The sequence below is a fragment of the Streptomyces odontotermitis genome (assembly GCF_050510915.1).
Lineage (GTDB): Bacteria > Actinomycetota > Actinomycetes > Streptomycetales > Streptomycetaceae > Streptomyces.
Genome location: NZ_JBNJLS010000018.1, coordinates 38,092 through 55,240, shown reverse-complemented (window position 1 = coordinate 55,240; position 17,149 = coordinate 38,092). Strand labels below are relative to the sequence as shown.

Annotated in this window: 13 protein-coding genes and 5 pseudogenes; 11 read left to right on the top strand and 7 right to left on the bottom strand. The window is 69.1% G+C overall.

Annotated features, from left to right (window positions below):
* Nucleotides 1-80 precede the first annotated feature (80 nt).
* Nucleotides 81-1,063: pseudogene (locus ACQB60_RS34625) on the top strand (IS481 family transposase).
* Between the two features lie 100 nt (nucleotides 1,064-1,163).
* Here the strand turns inward: ACQB60_RS34625 and ACQB60_RS34620 are convergent.
* Both ACQB60_RS34620 and ACQB60_RS34615 read right to left on the bottom strand, forming a co-directional pair.
* A pseudogene (locus tag ACQB60_RS34620) lies at nucleotides 1,164-1,649 on the bottom strand (transposase); the annotation flags it as partial.
* Nucleotides 1,650-1,817: 168 nt separating this feature from the next.
* Nucleotides 1,818-3,170, bottom strand: a complete 1,353-nt coding sequence (locus tag ACQB60_RS34615) for an MFS transporter (protein ID WP_496930081.1) — start codon at nucleotides 3,168-3,170, stop codon at nucleotides 1,818-1,820.
* Between the two features lie 492 nt (nucleotides 3,171-3,662).
* Here ACQB60_RS34615 and ACQB60_RS34610 point away from each other — a divergent pair, with 492 nt between their 5' ends.
* Both ACQB60_RS34610 and ACQB60_RS34605 read left to right on the top strand, forming a co-directional pair.
* Complete coding sequence (locus ACQB60_RS34610) at nucleotides 3,663-4,772, top strand: M4 family metallopeptidase (protein WP_496930080.1); 1,110 nt, start codon at nucleotides 3,663-3,665, stop codon at nucleotides 4,770-4,772.
* Between the two features lie 66 nt (nucleotides 4,773-4,838).
* Nucleotides 4,839-4,997: pseudogene (locus tag ACQB60_RS34605) on the top strand (VOC family protein); the annotation flags it as partial.
* Between the two features lie 119 nt (nucleotides 4,998-5,116).
* Here the strand turns inward: ACQB60_RS34605 and ACQB60_RS34600 are convergent.
* A complete protein-coding gene (locus tag ACQB60_RS34600) occupies nucleotides 5,117-5,485 on the bottom strand; it encodes a winged helix-turn-helix transcriptional regulator (RefSeq protein ID WP_496930079.1) in 369 nt (122 codons plus the stop codon).
* 88 nt (nucleotides 5,486-5,573) lie between these two features.
* Between ACQB60_RS34600 and ACQB60_RS34595 the strand changes: the two genes are divergently transcribed.
* Together ACQB60_RS34595 and ACQB60_RS34590 are read left to right on the top strand one after the other, a co-directional pair.
* Nucleotides 5,574-6,398: a polysaccharide deacetylase family protein gene (locus ACQB60_RS34595; RefSeq protein WP_496930078.1), complete on the top strand. Its 825-nt coding sequence runs from the start codon at nucleotides 5,574-5,576 to the stop codon at nucleotides 6,396-6,398.
* Nucleotides 6,395-7,393 (top strand): NmrA family NAD(P)-binding protein, encoded by a 999-nt coding sequence (locus ACQB60_RS34590; protein ID WP_496930077.1) that lies wholly within the window; start codon nucleotides 6,395-6,397, stop codon nucleotides 7,391-7,393. Before ACQB60_RS34595 ends, ACQB60_RS34590 begins: the two co-directional genes overlap by 4 nt.
* Nucleotides 7,394-7,987: 594 nt before the next feature.
* Here ACQB60_RS34590 and ACQB60_RS34585 read toward each other — a convergent pair.
* Nucleotides 7,988-8,407, bottom strand: a complete 420-nt coding sequence (locus ACQB60_RS34585) for an MmcQ/YjbR family DNA-binding protein (protein ID WP_496930076.1) — start codon at nucleotides 8,405-8,407, stop codon at nucleotides 7,988-7,990.
* A 342-nt stretch (nucleotides 8,408-8,749) separates the two neighbouring features.
* Here ACQB60_RS34585 and ACQB60_RS34580 point away from each other — a divergent pair, with 342 nt between their 5' ends.
* The 3 genes and pseudogenes from ACQB60_RS34580 to ACQB60_RS34570 all read left to right on the top strand — a co-directional run bounded on the left by ACQB60_RS34580 (nucleotide 8,750) and on the right by ACQB60_RS34570 (nucleotide 11,086).
* Entirely contained in the window at nucleotides 8,750-9,430 is a 681-nt protein-coding gene (locus ACQB60_RS34580) for a hypothetical protein (RefSeq protein WP_496930075.1), read from the top strand.
* A 106-nt stretch (nucleotides 9,431-9,536) separates the two neighbouring features.
* Nucleotides 9,537-9,773 (top strand): annotated as a pseudogene (locus ACQB60_RS34575) (hypothetical protein); the annotation flags it as partial.
* A 134-nt stretch (nucleotides 9,774-9,907) separates the two neighbouring features.
* Nucleotides 9,908-11,086 carry an acyl-CoA dehydrogenase family protein gene (locus ACQB60_RS34570; RefSeq protein WP_496930074.1) on the top strand — a complete coding sequence of 393 codons (1,179 nt, stop codon included), beginning with the start codon at nucleotides 9,908-9,910 and terminating at the stop codon, nucleotides 11,084-11,086.
* Between the two features lie 350 nt (nucleotides 11,087-11,436).
* On the opposite strand, the pseudogene ACQB60_RS34565 reads toward ACQB60_RS34570, so the two are convergent.
* Nucleotides 11,437-11,976, bottom strand: a pseudogene (locus ACQB60_RS34565) (S1 family peptidase); the annotation flags it as partial.
* A gap of 85 nt (nucleotides 11,977-12,061) precedes the next feature.
* Between ACQB60_RS34565 and ACQB60_RS34560 the strand changes: the two are divergent.
* Entirely contained in the window at nucleotides 12,062-12,928 is an 867-nt protein-coding gene (locus ACQB60_RS34560) for an LLM class flavin-dependent oxidoreductase (RefSeq protein WP_496930073.1), read from the top strand.
* A 135-nt stretch (nucleotides 12,929-13,063) separates the two neighbouring features.
* Here the strand turns inward: ACQB60_RS34560 and ACQB60_RS34555 are convergent, their stop codons facing one another.
* Entirely contained in the window at nucleotides 13,064-13,501 is a 438-nt protein-coding gene (locus ACQB60_RS34555; protein WP_496930072.1) for an SMI1/KNR4 family protein, read from the bottom strand.
* Between the two features lie 291 nt (nucleotides 13,502-13,792).
* Here ACQB60_RS34555 and ACQB60_RS34550 point away from each other — a divergent pair, with 291 nt between their 5' ends.
* Both ACQB60_RS34550 and ACQB60_RS34545 read left to right on the top strand, forming a co-directional pair.
* Entirely contained in the window at nucleotides 13,793-14,236 is a 444-nt protein-coding gene (locus ACQB60_RS34550; RefSeq protein WP_496930071.1) for a ribonuclease domain-containing protein, read from the top strand.
* Nucleotides 14,237-14,844: 608 nt separating this feature from the next.
* The gene (locus ACQB60_RS34545) at nucleotides 14,845-16,296 is read left to right on the top strand and encodes an amidase (RefSeq protein ID WP_496930070.1); all 1,452 of its coding nucleotides are present in this window, start codon (nucleotides 14,845-14,847) and stop codon (nucleotides 16,294-16,296) included.
* Between the two features lie 165 nt (nucleotides 16,297-16,461).
* Here the strand turns inward: ACQB60_RS34545 and ACQB60_RS34540 are convergent, their stop codons facing one another.
* On the bottom strand, nucleotides 16,462-17,046 hold the full coding sequence (locus ACQB60_RS34540) for a hypothetical protein (protein ID WP_496930069.1): 585 nt from the start codon (nucleotides 17,044-17,046) through the stop codon (nucleotides 16,462-16,464).
* Between the last annotated feature and the right edge of the window lie 103 nt (nucleotides 17,047-17,149).

The window sequence follows — 17,149 nt, the reverse complement described above, 5'->3', positions numbered from 1 at the left end:
CCTGCCGCCCGGCCTCACGGGCCGGAACCTCCACCGGCGCGTGCGGAAGTTCATCAACCCGCCACAGCAGAAAGGTCAAGGTGACCCACCCCAACGCCCGGCTGACCGTTCACGGCCGCCAGCTCCTGGTCGACAGGGTCCGGACAGGCCGCCCCGTGGCCCATGTGGCTGACGAAATGGGCATCTCTCGAACTACCGCCCACAAGTGGGTCCGGCGCTGGCGAGCCGAAGGCAAACCAGGGCTGTATGACCGCTCCAGCCGACCTCGGACTACACCGCACCGCACCCCAGCCGACGTCGAGGAGCAGATCAGCGCACTGCGACGCGATCGCAAGCTCGGCCCCGCACGGATCGGACCGGTCCTGGGCGTACCCAGCTCGACGGTCCACCGCGTCCTGACCCGCCACGGCCTGAACCGACTGCGCTGGATGGACCGGCCCACCGGCCAAGTCATCCGCCGCTATGAACGCGAGCGCCCCGGCGAACTCGTCCACGTCGACATCAAGAAGCTCGGCAACATCCCCGACGGCGGCGGACCCCGCATCATGCCCCGCCAACAGGCCGGAGCCAACAGACAGGCGACGACCGACACACGCAAGGGGGCAGCCCCGTCATCGGCTACAGCTTCGTCCACACCGCCATCGACGACCACTCCCGGCTCGCCTACAGCGAAGTCCTGGCCAACGAGCGCAAGGAGACCGCGGCCGCGTTGTGGCATCGCGCGAACGCCTTCTTCGCCGAACACGGCATCACAGTTGAGCGCGTCCTGACCGACAACGGCTCCTGCTACCGATCCCAACTGTTCCGCCAGGCACTGAGCGACACTGGCATCATCCACAAGCGGACCCGCCCGTACCGACCGCAAACAAACGGCAAGGTCGAGCGCCTGAACCGCACGCTCCTCGATGAATGGGCTTACGTACGCCCGTACTCCAGCAACACCGAACGCACCGCGGCCCTTGCAGACTTCCTCCACACCTACAACCACCACCGCTGCCACACCGCACTCGATGGCCAGCCACCCATCAGCCGCGTCAACAACGCTGCGGGTCAATACAACTAGGAGGCCAGGAGGCGGAATCGGTGCCTCAGTCCCGGCCGGGCCGAGGCACCGAAAGGCCGCCGCCGCAGGGGCGGTTCGGGTAAGAGTTCGCGCGGGTAGGTCAGGGCCGTCGCTCCGGGCGGGCGTCCCACCGGTATGCCGTCCAGGCCCGGCGTAGCAGTCTGCAGATCACGATGACCGCGCCGGCCAACGCCACCCACGCCTCCTGCAACACCGCGCGCCGGTCGGTCACGATCGCTAACGCGTTGAGCCCTCGGTTGTGCCAGGAGTTGGTCCGCTCGATCACCCACCGGTGCGTGTCGTTGATCGGCACGAACTGCCCTTTCGGGGTGATCCGCCCAGCGCAGCCCAGCTCTTCCAGCAGCGCCCGGTTGGGGTGTGAGTCGTAGCCGGCGTCCAGGTGCACCGTGACCGCCGGTGGCAGACGGAACCCGAACAGGCGCAGGGTCTCCAGGGCGGGACGCAGCAGCGGCGAGTCGTTGCGGTTCGCACCGGCAAGGAGCCACCCCAGCGGCAAGCCGCCGCCGTCGACCAGTACCGAGCGCTTCAGACCGCTCTTGCCTCGGTCCACCGGATGAGCGGCCGCCTCCCGCTTGGGCAGGAGGGCTTGGAACTGATCCCACAAAGGGTCGGTGATGGAGGAGGGCAGGACGGGCACGTGACCTTCGCTCGGCCGTATAGGGCGTTGACCAGCAAGACCCGCCGGGGTGTGCCGCGTTGGCAGTCAGGGCGGCGCACCCCGGCGGGGCGAGGGTTACCCGGTCTGTTCCTGCAGGTCCGCTGTGGGAACAGGGGCGGGCATGCCCCAGGCCACGACCGCACCGGTTCCGAGCCCCCCGGCGGCCAGCAGTGTGGCGACCAGGAATGGATCGAGGGAGTGCAGGGTCGGGGCAAACCCGATCCCGACGGAGACTGCCACCCCGGTCGCTCCGCCCAGCTGGTCAGCCGCGCGCTGGACGCCCGAGGCGATCCCGGCGTCGTCCTCGGTGACGCCGCTGACCGCGACGTACTGCAGCCCCACGATGCCGAACCCCATCCCGGCCGCGATCAGGATCATGGCCGGGATCATCAACAGCCCACCTGCCTGCAGGGCCGAGACGAGCGCGATCGCGGCCATCGCGGCCGCGGTGAACCCGATGCCGGCCAGCACACACGTGCGTGCTCCCCAGCGGCCCAGCAGACGAGGCACGAGCATGGAGAACACGATCAGCGAGAGGGCCAGAGGCAGCATCGTCAGGCCCGCGCCCAGCGGGCCGATGCCCAATCGGTCCTGCAGATAGAAGGTGAACAGCAGGAACGAGGTCGACAACGCCCCGCTCAGCAGCATCGTGGTCAGGTTGGCCGCCACCCGCGTGCGGTTGGCGAAGAAGCGCAGCGGCAGCAGCGGGTTGCGCGAGCGTGCCTCGGCACGCACGAACCCGGCCCCGGCGGCCACTGCCCCGGCCAGCGCCCCCGGGACGACCCATGCAGGCGTTCCGGGCTCCCCGGCCTCGACCACGCCGAAGGTGAACAGCAGCGGGGCGGCTGTCAGGAGCAGCGCGCCGGGAAGGTCCAGTGGCGGGGCGTCCTTGGCCACGGGCCGGTCACCCTCGACCAGAAGGACGGCTGCCAGCAGCACGGCCAGGATGAAGGGAACCGAGACCAGGAAGATCCACCGCCATCCCAGGTGGGCGGTGATGATTCCGGACAGGACGAATCCGAGCACGAGACCGCAGCTGGCCACCGCCGCCCACACGCTCAGGGCCTGCGAGCGACGTGGGCCTTCGGGGAACATCAGGACGATGGTGGCCATCGCGGCAGGCAGCGCGATGGCCTCGCCAGCGCCTTGCAGCAGGCGCGCGACCACCAGCAGGGAAAACGTGGGGGCAAGGCCGGCCAGCAGGGACGCGGTGCCGAACAGGCCAGTGCCGAGCAGCAGCACGCGCCGCCGCCCGAGCAGGTCGCCCAGCCGACCACCGAGCATCAGCATTCCGCCACCGGTGACCGTGTACCCGACTACGACCCAGGTCAGTGTGTGCCCGTCGACGTCGAAGTCGGCGCCGATCGAGGGCAGGGCGACGTTGACCACGGTCACGTCGACCGCGATGAAGAACTGCAGCATGGACATCGCGCACAGCACCAGCCATGCACGTGCAGGGGACGGGCTGTGCCCGCGTGAAGAATGGATGCCTGGAAGCATCAGGTACTCCGTTGCTCAGAGAAAGCTCTGAGCAGCACGAATGTGCCGCTCCGGTCTGGTCACGAAGCGGCTGGACGTCCAGGAAAGGGATGTGAGTCGAACGTCCCGCCGCTAGCGGGACGTCCTGGTCACTGCGGCGCAAGCGGCCGCACACGAAGCAGCAGACATGCCGTGAACGCTACCAGGGGAGCCCCGGCAGGCATCTACCTGACAACTCACTCTCCCCTAGGCCCAATGGCCAGAGCTCCCCCGGGCAAAGGGAAGCCCGTCGTCGTGGAGCGCCTATCCGCGCGACCTCTAAGCGGCATCAATCAGCAGCATGGCTTGTCGTGTGCGTACGTCGGCAACACCGCCAACCGTACGATTGTCGGGCTCCTGACAAGCTTCTGCCCTCCGCCCAACAGCCCGTAGGGAAGCGACATGGCCCCGATCCGTCCTGCTCGCCGCCACACCGCGTGGGGCTGCCTGTCCCTGGCAACCGCCGTCCTCACCACCCTGGCCCTGCAGGCCGGTCCCGCGAACGCCGCCCGACCGACGGTCCCGGGTGCCGCAGTCGGCGTCGGCTGCGGCACGAACGTGGGCCGGGTCCCGCTCGACACCACCTACAACGCCACCACCGGCCGCTACGAACTCAACGACCCGCAGCGCGGCAACCACAAGACGTACGACATGAACAACAGCACCACCGGCCCGGGCACCCTGGTGACCGACGACGACAACAACTGGTGCGAGGGCGGCCGCCAGTCGGATGCCGTGGCCGCGCACTACATTCACGCGGTCTTCTGGGACTACTTCCTGTCGGCACACGGCCGCAAGGGCGTCCTCGGCGACGGCAAGGGCGGGTGCAGCCGCGTCCACTACGGCGTCAACTACCTCAACGCCTTTTACGACATGACCAGTTCCTGCATGACCTACGGAGACGGCACGCAGTCTCCGCCCGGCTCCCTCCCCCGCATCGACGTCGGCGCGCACGAGATGGCCCACGGCGTCACCGCGACCACGGCCGGCCTGTCCTACGGCGGGGAGCCCGGGGGCCTCAACGAGGCGACGAGCGACCTCTTCGCGGCAGCAGTGGAATTCCACGCGGCCAACACGGCCGACCCGGGTGACTACTTGATCGGCGAGGAGGCAGGCCCCGGCGACGGCACCGCCCTGCGCTACATGGACCGGCCCTCCAGGGACGGCGTCTCCAAGGACTACTGGTACGCAGGCATCGGCGAGATCCACCCCTTCTACGCCGCAGGCCCCGCCAACCACTTCTTCTATCTGCTGTCGGAGGGCAGCGGCCCGAAGGTCATCAACGGCGTCTCCTACGACAGCCCGACCTATGACGGCCGCCCGGTGACCGGCATCGGCCGCACGGCCGCGGCACGTATCTGGTACCGAGCACTCACGGTGTACATGACGTCGACCACGAACTACCGGGCGGCGCGCAGCGCCACACTGGCTGCGGCTGCCGATCTGTACGGATCCGGGAGCGCCGAGTACCAAGCGGTGGGAGCGGCTTGGGCCGGAGTGAACGTCGCATAGCCCCTCTCGTGCACTGCGCGGTCATGACTGGACGATGGCCCTTTATCCACCACGTCACCTTCTCGTGACCGGGCGTCGGTCGACGCTTTCTATGAGGCCGCCCTGGCGGCTGGTGGCACGACTCGGTACGAGCCTCGGCTCTGGCCCGAGTACCGCGCCTATTGCGCGTTCGTGGACGACCCGGACGGCAACAACATCGAAGCCGTGTACAAGGAGCAGGCGTAGGTCAGTTGGTGCGCATGAGGGGGCGCGGGCCCGGCTCGGAGCCGGGTTAGCGGTCCTCGGTGGCGCTGGCGTCGGCGTCGACCATCCCCCGGGTCGGTCGGCGAAGACGCATCGGGCTCCTAGGGCTCCTTGGTCTCCTCCGTCTCCTTGGACTCCTGGAATCCCACCACGGCCGCGCCGTGCTCGTGAGCCCACTCGGTCAGCACGGCGATCGGCCTCACCAGCGTCCGGCCCAAGTCCGTCAGGACGTACTCGACCTTCCCGGCCCCGGCGTGGCGGTCGACCAGGCCGTACCCCTGCAGCCGCCGGAGCGTCTGGGTCAGCACCTTGCGTGAGATTCCGCCGATCAGGTCGACCAACTCACCGTGCCTGCACGGTTGTCGGCTCAGCGCGAACAGCACGACCACCGCCCACTTGTCGGCGATGATCTCGACCGCCAGCCGAGCGGGGCAGTCGGCGAGGAAGACGCTGCCGGAGTACGCACGCATGCCCCGACCGTAGCCCGCCGCCAGGAACCTGCAGGTACCTGCCGCCTCCCTAGCGTCCACTGCGGAAGCTATCGAGCAGGGGAACCGTATGAGGGCAGAGATCGACTGGCCGGGCGGGCGGAAGGTCGCCGCGCTGGTCACCGTCGCGTTGGAAATGTGGTCGCCAGGGCACTGGCCCGCCTACGCCCCGATGGCCGCGGCGTGGCCGCTGTCCGGCATCGACGACACGCACAGCACCTCGTGGGCGGACTACGGCGTCACCACCGGCATCTGGCGGCTGCTCGACGTCCTCGGCGACCTGCCCGCCACCGTCGGAGTCAATGGGCTGGTGGCCGAGCGGCACCCCGAGACCGTCATGGCCGTGCACGAGGCGGGCCACGAGGTCGCCGCGCACTCCTGGGCCCAGGACGTGGTGCCCGCGCTGCTCGATGCCGATGCCGAGCGGACCAATATCCTTCGCTGCACCGACATCCTTCACCGCGTCACCGGCGTGCGCCCGACGGGCTGGATGAGCCCGCGCGCCACCGGTTCGAGACACACCGACGAGCTGCTCGCCGAGTCCGGCTACCGCTGGACCGGCGACCACGGCGACCACGACCTCCCGCGGGTCCTGTCCACCGCTCACGGTCCTCTGGTCTCCCTCATGCACAGCGACCACTCCGACGTCCGCGACGCCGCGGCCGGCCCGTACGCCTACCGCGACCTGCACCGTGAGCTGCTGAACCAGCTGCTCGCCGCTCCCGGCCCCGGCGTCTTCCGCCTGACCATCCACGCCCACGTCGCAGGACGGCCGCTCCTCGCGGGGATGGTCGGCCAGATCCTCGACCCCATCCGTGAGTCCGGCGACGTCTGGGTTGCCACCCATGCCCAGGCGGCCGAACACGTCCTGACACACCAAGGAACAACGCCATGACCCACGTCCTCGTCGTCGGCGGCACCGGAGCCATGGGCAGCCATGTGGTCCGACACCTGCTGGCCACCACCGACGCCACCCTCACCGTCCCCACCCGCCATCCGAAGTCCGCCCACGCCACCGAACTCGCCGCCACCGCGCCCGACCGCGTGCGACTGGTGCGCTCCGACCCGGCGTCCCTCGATGTCCTGATCGGGCAGGCCGACCGCGTGTTCGCCAACACCGACTTCTTCGCGACGGGCAGCGCCGTGGGTGAGTATCGGCAAGGGCTGCACCTCGTGGCCGCCGCGGAGCGGGCCGGCGTGGAGCGTTTCATCTGGTCCTCGTTGGACAGCGCGGTGTCCCTGACCGGCCACCCCGTCCCGCACTTCGACAGCAAGGCCGCCGTCGCCGCCCACATCGACCTGATGCGGTCGGAGGAGATGCTCCGCAAGGAGACCGACGGCTGGTACACGGACCATGTCTCGGTACTGACCACGGCGCCGTACTTCGAGAACCTGCGGGACCGGCTCACCCCCCGACCGGACGGCCGGGGCGGCCTGACTTTCCGGCTCCCTCTCGGCGCCGCCCGCTACCCGCTCGTCGCCCTCGACGACATCGCCTGGTTCGCCTGCCACATGTTCGACAACTGGCAGTCCTGGGGCGCCCGTGACCTCGCGGTGATCGGCGACAGCCTCACCGGCGACGAGATCGCCGCCACCTTCGCCCAGGTCACGGGCACCCCCAGCACCTACACCCCGATGCCGCACGACGAACTGCACGCCGCCGTCCCCGAGTTCAGCCACGACTACGCGGCGATGTTCCGGTTCTTCGCCGACCGCGATCTCTACGCCCAGGACCGGAACATCGGCCTCCTGCGCCGCCTGCACCCCGACGTGATGACCTTCGCGGACTGGCTGCACCACAGCGGTTGGACGGGACCGGGCCCTCAGTTCTCCATGAATCTCCGACGCCAATACCCGCAAGCGCGAAACGGAGGTGCCAGCGTGAGGTGAGAGCTGAGGGAGACGGCCCGGCGGTCGAACTCGGCGTCCAACCTGGCAACGAGCCTTCCGAGGTCGGTCCGAGCACCACGGGGAAGCCACTGCAGTACGTCTTCCAGGCGGTCTCGCGCCACCAGAGGATCACAACACTCGCAGGCCGTCTCCGGATCCGGCAGAACGCGCCCTGGTTGCTCCAGATACCACCGGCACTCCGCCAGGGCAGCGGCCACATCCCCCGGCCACAGACGCTCTTCCTCCACCTTCCGGATCGCCAGGCGAGTCGCCGCGGACACACCGCGAATCCGGGGAACCGGCACACCTCTTCGGGGCCGCCAACGCTCCGCGCGCAGCCCCTTCGGCCGCCTACGCGGCATCGCCCTTTCGGCTCAGCATGCCGCCGCTCTGGGCACGGCCGTGCTCGCGACACCGGCCGCAGCAGGTGCACAGGCGCAGCCTGACGCTACGAAAGCCGGCCCGGCGGCCGTGGCACCGGCCGAGGAGATGGGCAGGCAAGCGTCGGCCGTCCGGCGTGGTCGACACGTACAAGGAGTGCGGCGGCAAGAAGACCGGTGGTGCCGCACGCCCGGGTCCCCCTCCCACCGCCGGTCAGCTGGTCGAAGGCGGGAGGGCGACCTGGGCAGCGAGGAACTTCGGGGCCATCTCGCGGTAGCTGTCGGTGATCAGCTCGGTGAGCTCGCTCCAGTCGGTGTGGTCACCGAGCACGGCGGCAACGACGTTGTGGCCCCAGTCGGCGCGGAGGAACGGGAACCCGCTGGCGGTCAGGCCGAGCAAATCGTCGACGGGGACCCGAAAAGTCATCACGACCAGTTCCTGATCTGCGGACACAAACGGCGCGTAGACCGGGTGACGCTCCGCGTCCGGCGCGTAGACATGAGCAAATGTCCGCGTACGGATCCGCCAGCGCACACCGATCCAGGCCGGTTCCTCGTACGACTCGGGCAGCTGCCGACAGATCGGCCGCAGCCGGTTCAGGATCTCCGGCGGCACATCTCCAGGACTGGACATGGGTCGACACTAGCGACCGCCGACGCAATGGCAGGACCGTGCGCGCAATTCCCGACGGCGTCGGGTCTCCCCTCATCGAGGGCAGTACGGGGCTGCCGCCCGTATCAGCGAACCGACTTCGCACAAGCAGCGGCAGACCGCTCATCGACCGCACGGCGCTCTTCATCGTCGACGAACGCGGCGAGCCTCCGAGTGAGCAGCATGGCGAAGGGGGCTTGTCCACGGAGTGGTCTTGTCCAGGGGCCCGCTGCTTAGGGGCTGCCCTTTCGGACAATGTCGCGGCGCAGCCATGGCCCCTACGGTGGGCGGGCCCTCGTTCCCGACCAGAAAGAGCCGTGCATCATGAGGTTCCTGCGCAGCCGCTCCGGCGTCGCCGCTTCCGCGCTCACCGTGGGCGTCGCGCTGCTCGCCCCCCTGACCGTCAGCTCCCCCGCTGACGCCGCCGTGAAGGGCTTCCACTCCAAGAAGGGCATCAAGTCCTGCCCGAAGAAGGGCCAGACCGTCTGGTTGTACGCCAAGGGGGCCGGCAAGTTCCGGGCCTCGTGGCGAGCCGCAGGCACCAAGAAGATCCGCTCCCGCCAGTACATGAACACGCCGGACGGCATCTCCACGACGGTCCTGCCGACCTGGCGCAAGAACGCGGCCTGGAAGCTCACCTCGACCTACGGCAGCGGCAAGAACCTCGCCAAGGCGTTCGCCTTCTGCAGCACCCGTGGCACCAAGACGGTCGGCAAGGGCAAGGTCAACGACAAGAAGGTCGCCACCAAGCGCTGCGGCAAGGGCAAGCAGGTCTTCATCAACTCGCAGGCCATCGGCCGCATCGAGCACAAGTTCAAGACCCCGGGGCGCGGCCATCACGTGTACACCCAGGACTTCAACGCCTACCAGGGCTATCTCCTGGCCTGGCGCGGTACGCCCACCGGCAAGCGCGCCGTGACGTACAGCATCCGTGCGAAGGACGTGCCCGGGAAGCTCAGGGGCGCGGTCATCAAGAAGACCCTGGTGCAGTGCCTCAAGTACTGACAGCACAGTCTGACCGGCTGTCTGAACCCCGCCGCCGGAGGACGCCGGTGGCGGGGCTCAGCCCGTTCTGACTTCGTCTGTTCTCCGCCACTGGTGCCACATGCCACAGGAAGGCCCCGACGGGGTCCACTGGAAGACCAGCCTCCTTGTGGACTGCGCCCATGGGCGCCCCTCCGCCTGGGTGGACGACGAACAGAGCAGCCTCGACGAGGCATACGTAACCGCCCGCCATCGCGGCCCTGGGCTTCTCCACCACGTCGACCCGCGCATCGGTCTGCGCGACACCGACGTCCACACCCTCTCCGACTTCGCCCGGTCACCGGGCACCTCACAAGCCACCTGACACCGCCACGGGACGGACACTCTCGACTCTGGCTTCAACAGGCGTACGGCTGCGGCTTGTTGGGGTCCGGCGGGCCGGGATGCCGGGCGGGTGCGTGAGACGATCGGCACTCGGGCCACAAGGAGAGGACATTCATGGGGGACACGGGCCGGCTGCATGTCAGTGCCGAGCTGGCGGGGGTGCTGGAGAGGATCGACGCACTCGGCGGGATGCTCGATGAACGGGCCCATACCGCCGAGGAGTTGGGGAGGCTGCCGGAGGACACGGCGCGGGCGCTGCTGGACACGGGGATCGTGCGGGCGGAGCTTCCGCTGAGTCTGGGCGGGTACGAGTTCGCGCCGCGGCAGCTGATCGAGACGGTGGAGCGGGCGAGCTACCACGACGCCTCGGCCGGGTGGACCATGTTCGCGCTGCAGCTGATGACCGGGACAACCGCGGCGTACCTTGCGGCGGAGGCGGCGCAGGAGCTGTTTCCCGACGTGGCGAGCGGCAAGTACGCGCTGCTGTCCGGGCATGGCACACGGCCCGGCCAGGCCGTGCCGGTGGAGGGCGGCTATCGGGTCAGCGGCCAGTGGCAGTTCGCCTCCGGGATGGCGCACGCCACCCACATCCACAGTGCGATCCAGGTGGAGGGAACCGGTGAGCTGCGGGTCCTTGCGATGCCGAAGTCGCGGGTGAGCCTGGACGGCAACTGGGAGGTGCTCGGGCTGCGCGCGACACACAGCATCGACTACCACTGCACCGACGTGTACGTGCCGCACGAGTACACCTATGTCGCGACCACCACCAGCCCGGTCAACGGCGGCGCCCTCTACCGCCTGGGCCTGGTCAACATGTCGGCGATCGGGCACACGGGCTGGGCCCTTGGTGTGGGCCGGCGGCTCCTGGACGAGCTGAAGCGGGTCGCCGCCGGGCGGACCGGTTCGCGGGGCGCCGCGGTGGACACCTCCCAGTTCCACGCGGAGTACGCGACGGCCGAGGCCGGGCTCCGGGCGGCCCGGGCCTGGGTGAACGACGTCTGGCAGGACATCGAACAGACCCTGGACCAGGGCCAGTTGCCGAGCACGGAGCAGGACACGTTGATCCGTCTCGTTCTGAACCACAGCACCTCGACCGTGGCCGAGGTGGGCCGCACCGTCCACCGCTGGGCAGGCTCAGCGGCGATCCGCCGCGGCCCGATCGACCGCTTCCTGCGCGACCTTGGCACCGGCACGCAACACATCACCTCGAGCCCGGTCGTGCTCCAGAACTGCGGCAAGTGGCTCAGTGGCGCCCAGCCCGACGCCCGGTGGAACTTCCTCGACCTCACCTGACCCTCTGGCCGGGTCGGCAGGGTCCCGGCCCCGCCGACCCCGCCGCTATGCCCTTCACGGCCACGACCCCGACCCCGACCCAGGTCACGGTCACGGTCACGAGCTGGACTTCCCGTGGAAGCTCTGCCTCAACGCGCCGGCCCTCACCCCGCAATGGCGGAATGAGGGCCGGTCTTGGAGCGCTGGGCGGGCCTTGCACCTGCATTTCCCCGCAGGAAGCGGGGCGTCTTTCCTTAGACGACCAACGCACCGTCAGGCGCCGGGAGTTCCGGCGACGACTTCATGATCGACTATAGCGTACGGTGCCACTCCCCCGACCCTGGAGCCTCCCGCTCACGGTCTCGTCCGGATCAGCCCTTACGGCTCGTCGCCTTGTGGATCCAGCCCGCGTAGGCGGGTGCGCTGGTGTAGAGCCCCGGGCCCTCGCTGCACCGCACGCCCGGGGCGCCCGGAGCACCCGGGCCCGAGGTGACGCCGATGAGTTCCCAGCGCCCGTTCCGGTCCCGCTGGAGCTGGGGGCCGCCCGAGTCGCCGTTGCAGGCCATGGCCTTCGGCACCTGGCTGACCGTGCACAGGCGGGTGCTGTTCGCGTAGCCCGGCGCACACTCGGAGACCGCCGCTCTGCGAGTGTCGAGCTCCTGGAGCCGGTTGGGGAAGACCCACTTGGTCGGGTCGGGAGCGTCGTCGATGGTGCCGAAGCCCAGAATCCGGGTCGCGGTGCCGGGCCGCCCCGGCTTGTCGGCGATACGGACGGGCTTCTCGGCGACCGCACGGTTCAGGCGGATCAGAGCGAGGTCGTTGCGGTTGGGGCCGGTTCCCTCGCCGTTCTTGTAGTCCGGGTGGGACACCGTCTGCGCGATGGACCGGACCGTGCCCCCGGAGGTCTTCCAGCCGGGGCACCGATGGATTCGCGGGTCACTGTGTGACCCGCGAATGACCTTGCCTGGGCAGGTGGGCGTGGCTCACGATGCCCGGATGCGCTTCTCCATCAACATTCCGAACTTCGGTGACTTCGCCGACCCCCGAAACGTGGCAACCGTAGCGGCAGCGGCCGAGGAGGCCGGGTGGGACGGGCTCTTCGTCTGGGACCACGTCCACTACCGGGAGTACTCCGGGCGGCCCTTCGGGGACGCGTGGATGCTGCTGACCGCGGCCGCACTCGCGACGTCACGGATCCGGGTGGGGACGCTGCTCACTCCAGTGGCTCGTTATCGGCCGCAGCAACTCGCGCGGCAGGTCGCCACCTTGGACAACCTCAGCGGAGGCAGAGTCGTCTTCGCCGCGGGGCTGGGTGGACCGGTCGAGGACGAGTACGGCAGCTTCGGCGACTCCACCGATCGACGTGTGCTCGCCGAACGGCTGGACGAAGGGCTGGAGTTGTTGGGCCGGTTCTGGACGGGCGAGGCCGTCGACCATCACGGTCGGCACTACCAGGCACGGAACGTCAGCCTGCAGCCCGCCACCGTGCAGCGCCCCCGGCCGCCGGTGTGGATCGGGGGATTCTGGCCGAGCCGTCCGCCCATGCGACGGGCTGCGCGGTGGGACGGTGCCGTTCCCCTGTTCGAGAACGCCCTGCATGGATGCCCGCCGGACCGCGAAGACGTACGGGAGTTGATCACCTATGTGCGCGGTCATCGAGAAGGCGACATCCGGCGCCCCTTCGACCTCGTCATCGGCGGCGCCACTCCGGCGGACGCCGCCAAGGCCAAGGATGTGATCGGCCCGCTGCGCGACGCGGGCGCCACCTGGTGGGACGAAAGGCAACTCGATCCCGGCCCCGATGTGGACCGCCTGGCTCCGGTGCTGCGGCGCATCGAGGCGGGGCCGCCGACACTCGATTAGGCGCCCGACCTCGATTAGGCGCCCGATCTCGATTAGGCGCCCTCCCCCACACCATGGCGCAGACGCCGTCCTGCCAGGGGTCGGCAACAGAACTCAGGCAGGCAACTCCCGCACAAGAGCTGCGCCCAAGGCGGTTCACATGTACCAGTCGTCCCCGCCCTCATCGGCGAGGGATCGGTCCAGGTAGTCCCACAGGCCGCGCGCCACCCATCGGCGGCTGTCGTCCTCGTGCTGCCACACGAAGATGTCGGGCCGTTGCGGAGTGCGCACGAACGCGAACTGGTCACCGCCGCCGTTGTCGCCGAAGAAGAGGAGCGCGTCGAAGGGCATGTACAAGTCGGCGAGTGAACGGTCCGACCGGAAGCGGAGGTTGTCCTCGATGATCCGCTCCAGGGGCCAGACCGTGGCGACCCCATAGGGGCCCACGATGCCGTCCGTCTCGTGGAGGAGACCGATGAGGTCGGGCGGCAGCGGGTGCCCCAGCCGCTGTTCGGCCGCGGCCAGCGCGTCGATGCCCACGGGCTCGTCGAACTCGGCCTCGGAAGACGCCTTACCTGCTGCCTCTCTCCACACATGCGCAGCCTAACTGCGCGGATGCGGCTCTTCTCGAGTGACTGGTTGAGGGCTGGCTGAGCTGGGCGTTCGTGCTGGTGGTCTGGTGGCGGGGCTGGGGTGCTTCTACCGTTTCGGGCAGGAGACAGATGGTGCTTCATCCACGCTAGGCACGCTGTAGAGCGCTGCCGTTTCCCGAGGCTGCCTGGAAACCCGCGAAGGGACCCGCAGTCCGCACCTCTGAATGTCCGGGTGAGGGTTCACCCGGACAGTGGCTAGTAGGCGACTACCGAGATGGCGTACGACTTCTGCATGCGTCTCAACACCCTCCGGACAATCTGCACCACGCTCGTGGCGGGCCTGTGTGCCTGGGCCCCTTCCGCCGTGTGCGCCGCCGACGACGGACCGATCCTCGGCTCCACCGTCACCACAAGCACATCGGTCGGCGGGGCCCCTTCCGCCCAGGACAGCAATGGCACCGTTCCCGACCGTGCTTGGCAGACCCTGCAGCTCATCGATGCCGGCCAGTGGCCGCCGGAGGACGGATCGGGCACCCACGGTGGTGCGACATGGCCCAACCGAGAGCAAACGCTGCCCGTCACCGATGCCAGCGGCAATCGGATTCAGTACCAGGAGTGGGACGTCAACCGCAAACAGCCCGGCCATGCCCGGGATGCGGAGCGCATCGTTACGGGGAGCACCGGTACCGCCTGGTACACCCCGGACCGATTCCGCACGTTCAACCAAATGCGCTGAGTCGTCGCTCAGGAACACCAACGTCTCTGTCCCAGCCCCGGCCAGGACCGATACGCCCTCACAGCCTGACCGACGAGCTCACTCGAGGAGAGGCGCACCCTAACTGCGCCTCCTCCTTAGGGTCCTCCGTCCCTGGTAAGCGAGGAGAAGGCAGCGACATCGCTGTTCGACCGCTTCTTCCCTGACTCCTACGCGCAGCCGGGGCGCGCGGGCGTGCACCACCGCTGGGCGGGCTTCGTCGGCGAGGTGGGCGGCGGCGCCGGGGCCGGGCCGCACTCATGGTGCGCACCGGCAACGCGTCGGCCATCGCCACGTATGAACGCCTCGGCATGGCCAAGCGCCTGTTCGGGGAGGCGCACATCCCGGCCCGCTGAGAACGGGACTGCATCGCGGCAACCCACCTCCACGAGCCGCTCACCTTTCCCTCCGCCCTCCCCCCGCCATCCCCCGTCCGCCGCACGTCGCACGTCGCACGTCGCACGTCGCCATCGTCGGCGACCGGACGGATCGGCCGTGGGCGGAGGGGAATTGAGGCGTATGGAGAGATCCATCCCGTTGCACGAACCCGCATTTCGTGCCCTGCTCAAGGGGCCCATACGGTCGGATTCATGGAGTGGAAATTTCAGACGGCCGAACAACTCACGGCCGCACTGCGTGCCGGTGAAGTGACCTCGGCGGAACTGACCGATGAAGCGATCGCCCGTATCGAGCGGGACGACAAGGCCATCAACGCGATCTGCGTGCCGGACTTCGACCGTGCGCGGGCCGCCGCGCGCGATGCCGACCAGGCACGCGCCCGCGGCGAGGACCGGCCGCTGCTCGGTATTCCGGTGACGGTCAAAGAGTCCTACAACATGGCTGGACTGCCCACGACCTGGGGCCTGCCGCAACAACGGGACTTCGTGCCGGCCGAGGACGCCGTACAGGTGTCGCGGCTCAAGGCAGCGGGCGCAGTGGTGCTCGGCAAAACCAACGTGCCCTTGGGACTGCAGGACATCCAGAGCTTCAACGAGATCTACGGCACCACCAACAATCCGTGGGACCACGCTCGCACGTCAGGCGGATCCTCCGGAGGATCAGCGGCGGCCCTGGCGTCCGGATTCGGCGCGCTGTCCATCGGCTCGGACATCGCCGGTTCGCTGCGTACCCCCGCGCATTTCTGCGGCATCTACGCCCACAAGCCGACACTCGGACTGGCGGCGCCCCGCGGCATGGTCGTGCCGCCGGCACCGCCGTTGCCGGTGGACCTCGACCTCGCCGTCGTCGGTCCGATGGCGCGCAGCGCCCGCGACCTCGCGCTCCTGCTCGACGTCATGGCCGGACCGGACCCGCTGACGCACGGTGTGGCATACGACGTGACGCTGCCGCCCGCGCGCCACGAGCGGCTCGGCGACTTCCGGGTCCTGGTCATCGACGAGCATCCGCTCATCGCGACCGGATCCGCTGTGCGGGCGGGCGTGAACCGGGTGGCCGACGCCCTTGCCGACGGCGGCGCCCGCGTCGAACGGCACACTCCGCTGCTGCCCGATCTGACCGAAGCCGCCACGCTCTACATGCAGTTGCTGATTTCGAGCTCCGTTGCACGCTTTCCCGTCGAAGCGTACGAGCAGCTGCGGACCCGCGTCGCCGCGCTGAGCGCAGACGACCAGAGCCTCGACGCCACGCGGCTGCGCGCCATGATGTTCAGCCACCGCGACTGGATGGAGGCGAACAACCGTCGCGAGCTCCACCGCCACGGCTGGCGGCAGCTCTTCGCCGAGTTCGACGCCGTGGTGTGTCCCATCACGCCCACTCCCGCGTTCCCGCACGACCACCACCCCAATCCGATGGAACGCCGGATCGACGTCGAGGGCGTCGCGTACCCGTACTTCGACCAGCTCGTCTGGGCCGGTCTGGCCACCATGCCCGGCCTGCCCGCCACCGCCATACCAACGGGACGGTCCCCCGAAGGGCTGCCGGTGGGAGTGCAGCTCATCGGCCCGATGTTCGAGGACCGCACCCCGCTGCGGCTGGCCGAACTGCTCGAGCAGAAGATCGGCGGCTTCCAGGCCCCGCAGTAGGGCGCACTACCCGGTGTGCCTCCCGGCGGATCTGCGTGCAGATCCCCTTGTTGCACGCACCCTGCCGCCTCTTGGTGACAGGGCGCGTGCACGGATGGCTCGGCCTGTGATGGCCGCCCTTTGTGATGTGAGCGCGCCCGGCCACTCGGTATCCGAGTAGCCGCCCTACGTGCTCGCCGCCAACTGCCTCCGCCTGCGCACCCCTTGGACCGCCGCGAGAACGACACACGCGGTGAAGACGATGTCCGCCCCCGCCGCCGACCAGATCCACAGGGCGACCCGCGGTCCGGTGGTGCTGGGGTCGGCCTTCAGCTCGGGGTCCACGAAGAGGCGGATGCGATCACCGATCTCCCTGCTGGTGCAGCCCTCGATCGATCCCTGGATGACATGGCCGTCCGGGTAGCGCACCTGGCAGTAGAAGTTGTCGCTCCTGCGGGACTTGTCGACGATCGTCAGCTCGGCCCAGCTGCCCCGGTCGGTCAACGCCCGGTCCTGGGCCAGGAACAGGGCGAAGACGCCGAGGGCGAGGGTGGCGAGGGCGAAGGGGATCATCAGCCACAGCGACCGGTTTGTGGTGACGGCGATGAACCAGAGGAGCGCGGCCGCGAGGACGATCCCGGGGAGGGCGAGCCACGGGTCGACGACCGTGGAGATCATCGCCCCGACCGCGAACGCGACGACCGCCGTCAGGACGTAGACCAACTGGCGTGAGGGCAGGGCCAGTTCGAGCCGCGCCAGCCACCTGGGCAAACGTGTGGCACCGTCGCCACTGCGCCGCCGCGTCGCCATGGTCGGTCACTTTATTGCCTGCACAGCCGCACCTCAGGCAAGTCGGCACGATTGGCTCCAATCG

Coding starts and splice junctions, on each gene's coding strand:
- ACQB60_RS34610 (WP_496930080.1), top strand. CDS start 3,663: ATGGCCCCGATCCGTCCTGCTCGCCGCCACACCGCGTGGGGCTGCCTG.
- ACQB60_RS34560 (WP_496930073.1), top strand. CDS start 12,062: ATGCGCTTCTCCATCAACATTCCGAACTTCGGTGACTTCGCCGACCCC.
- ACQB60_RS34570 (WP_496930074.1), top strand. CDS start 9,908: ATGGGGGACACGGGCCGGCTGCATGTCAGTGCCGAGCTGGCGGGGGTG.
- ACQB60_RS34590 (WP_496930077.1), top strand. CDS start 6,395: ATGACCCACGTCCTCGTCGTCGGCGGCACCGGAGCCATGGGCAGCCAT.
- ACQB60_RS34580 (WP_496930075.1), top strand. CDS start 8,750: ATGAGGTTCCTGCGCAGCCGCTCCGGCGTCGCCGCTTCCGCGCTCACC.
- ACQB60_RS34585 (WP_496930076.1), bottom strand. CDS start 8,407: ATGTCCAGTCCTGGAGATGTGCCGCCGGAGATCCTGAACCGGCTGCGG.
- ACQB60_RS34545 (WP_496930070.1), top strand. CDS start 14,845: ATGGAGTGGAAATTTCAGACGGCCGAACAACTCACGGCCGCACTGCGT.
- ACQB60_RS34550 (WP_496930071.1), top strand. CDS start 13,793: ATGCGTCTCAACACCCTCCGGACAATCTGCACCACGCTCGTGGCGGGC.
- ACQB60_RS34600 (WP_496930079.1), bottom strand. CDS start 5,485: ATGCGTGCGTACTCCGGCAGCGTCTTCCTCGCCGACTGCCCCGCTCGG.
- ACQB60_RS34615 (WP_496930081.1), bottom strand. CDS start 3,170: ATGTCCATGCTGCAGTTCTTCATCGCGGTCGACGTGACCGTGGTCAAC.
- ACQB60_RS34595 (WP_496930078.1), top strand. CDS start 5,574: ATGAGGGCAGAGATCGACTGGCCGGGCGGGCGGAAGGTCGCCGCGCTG.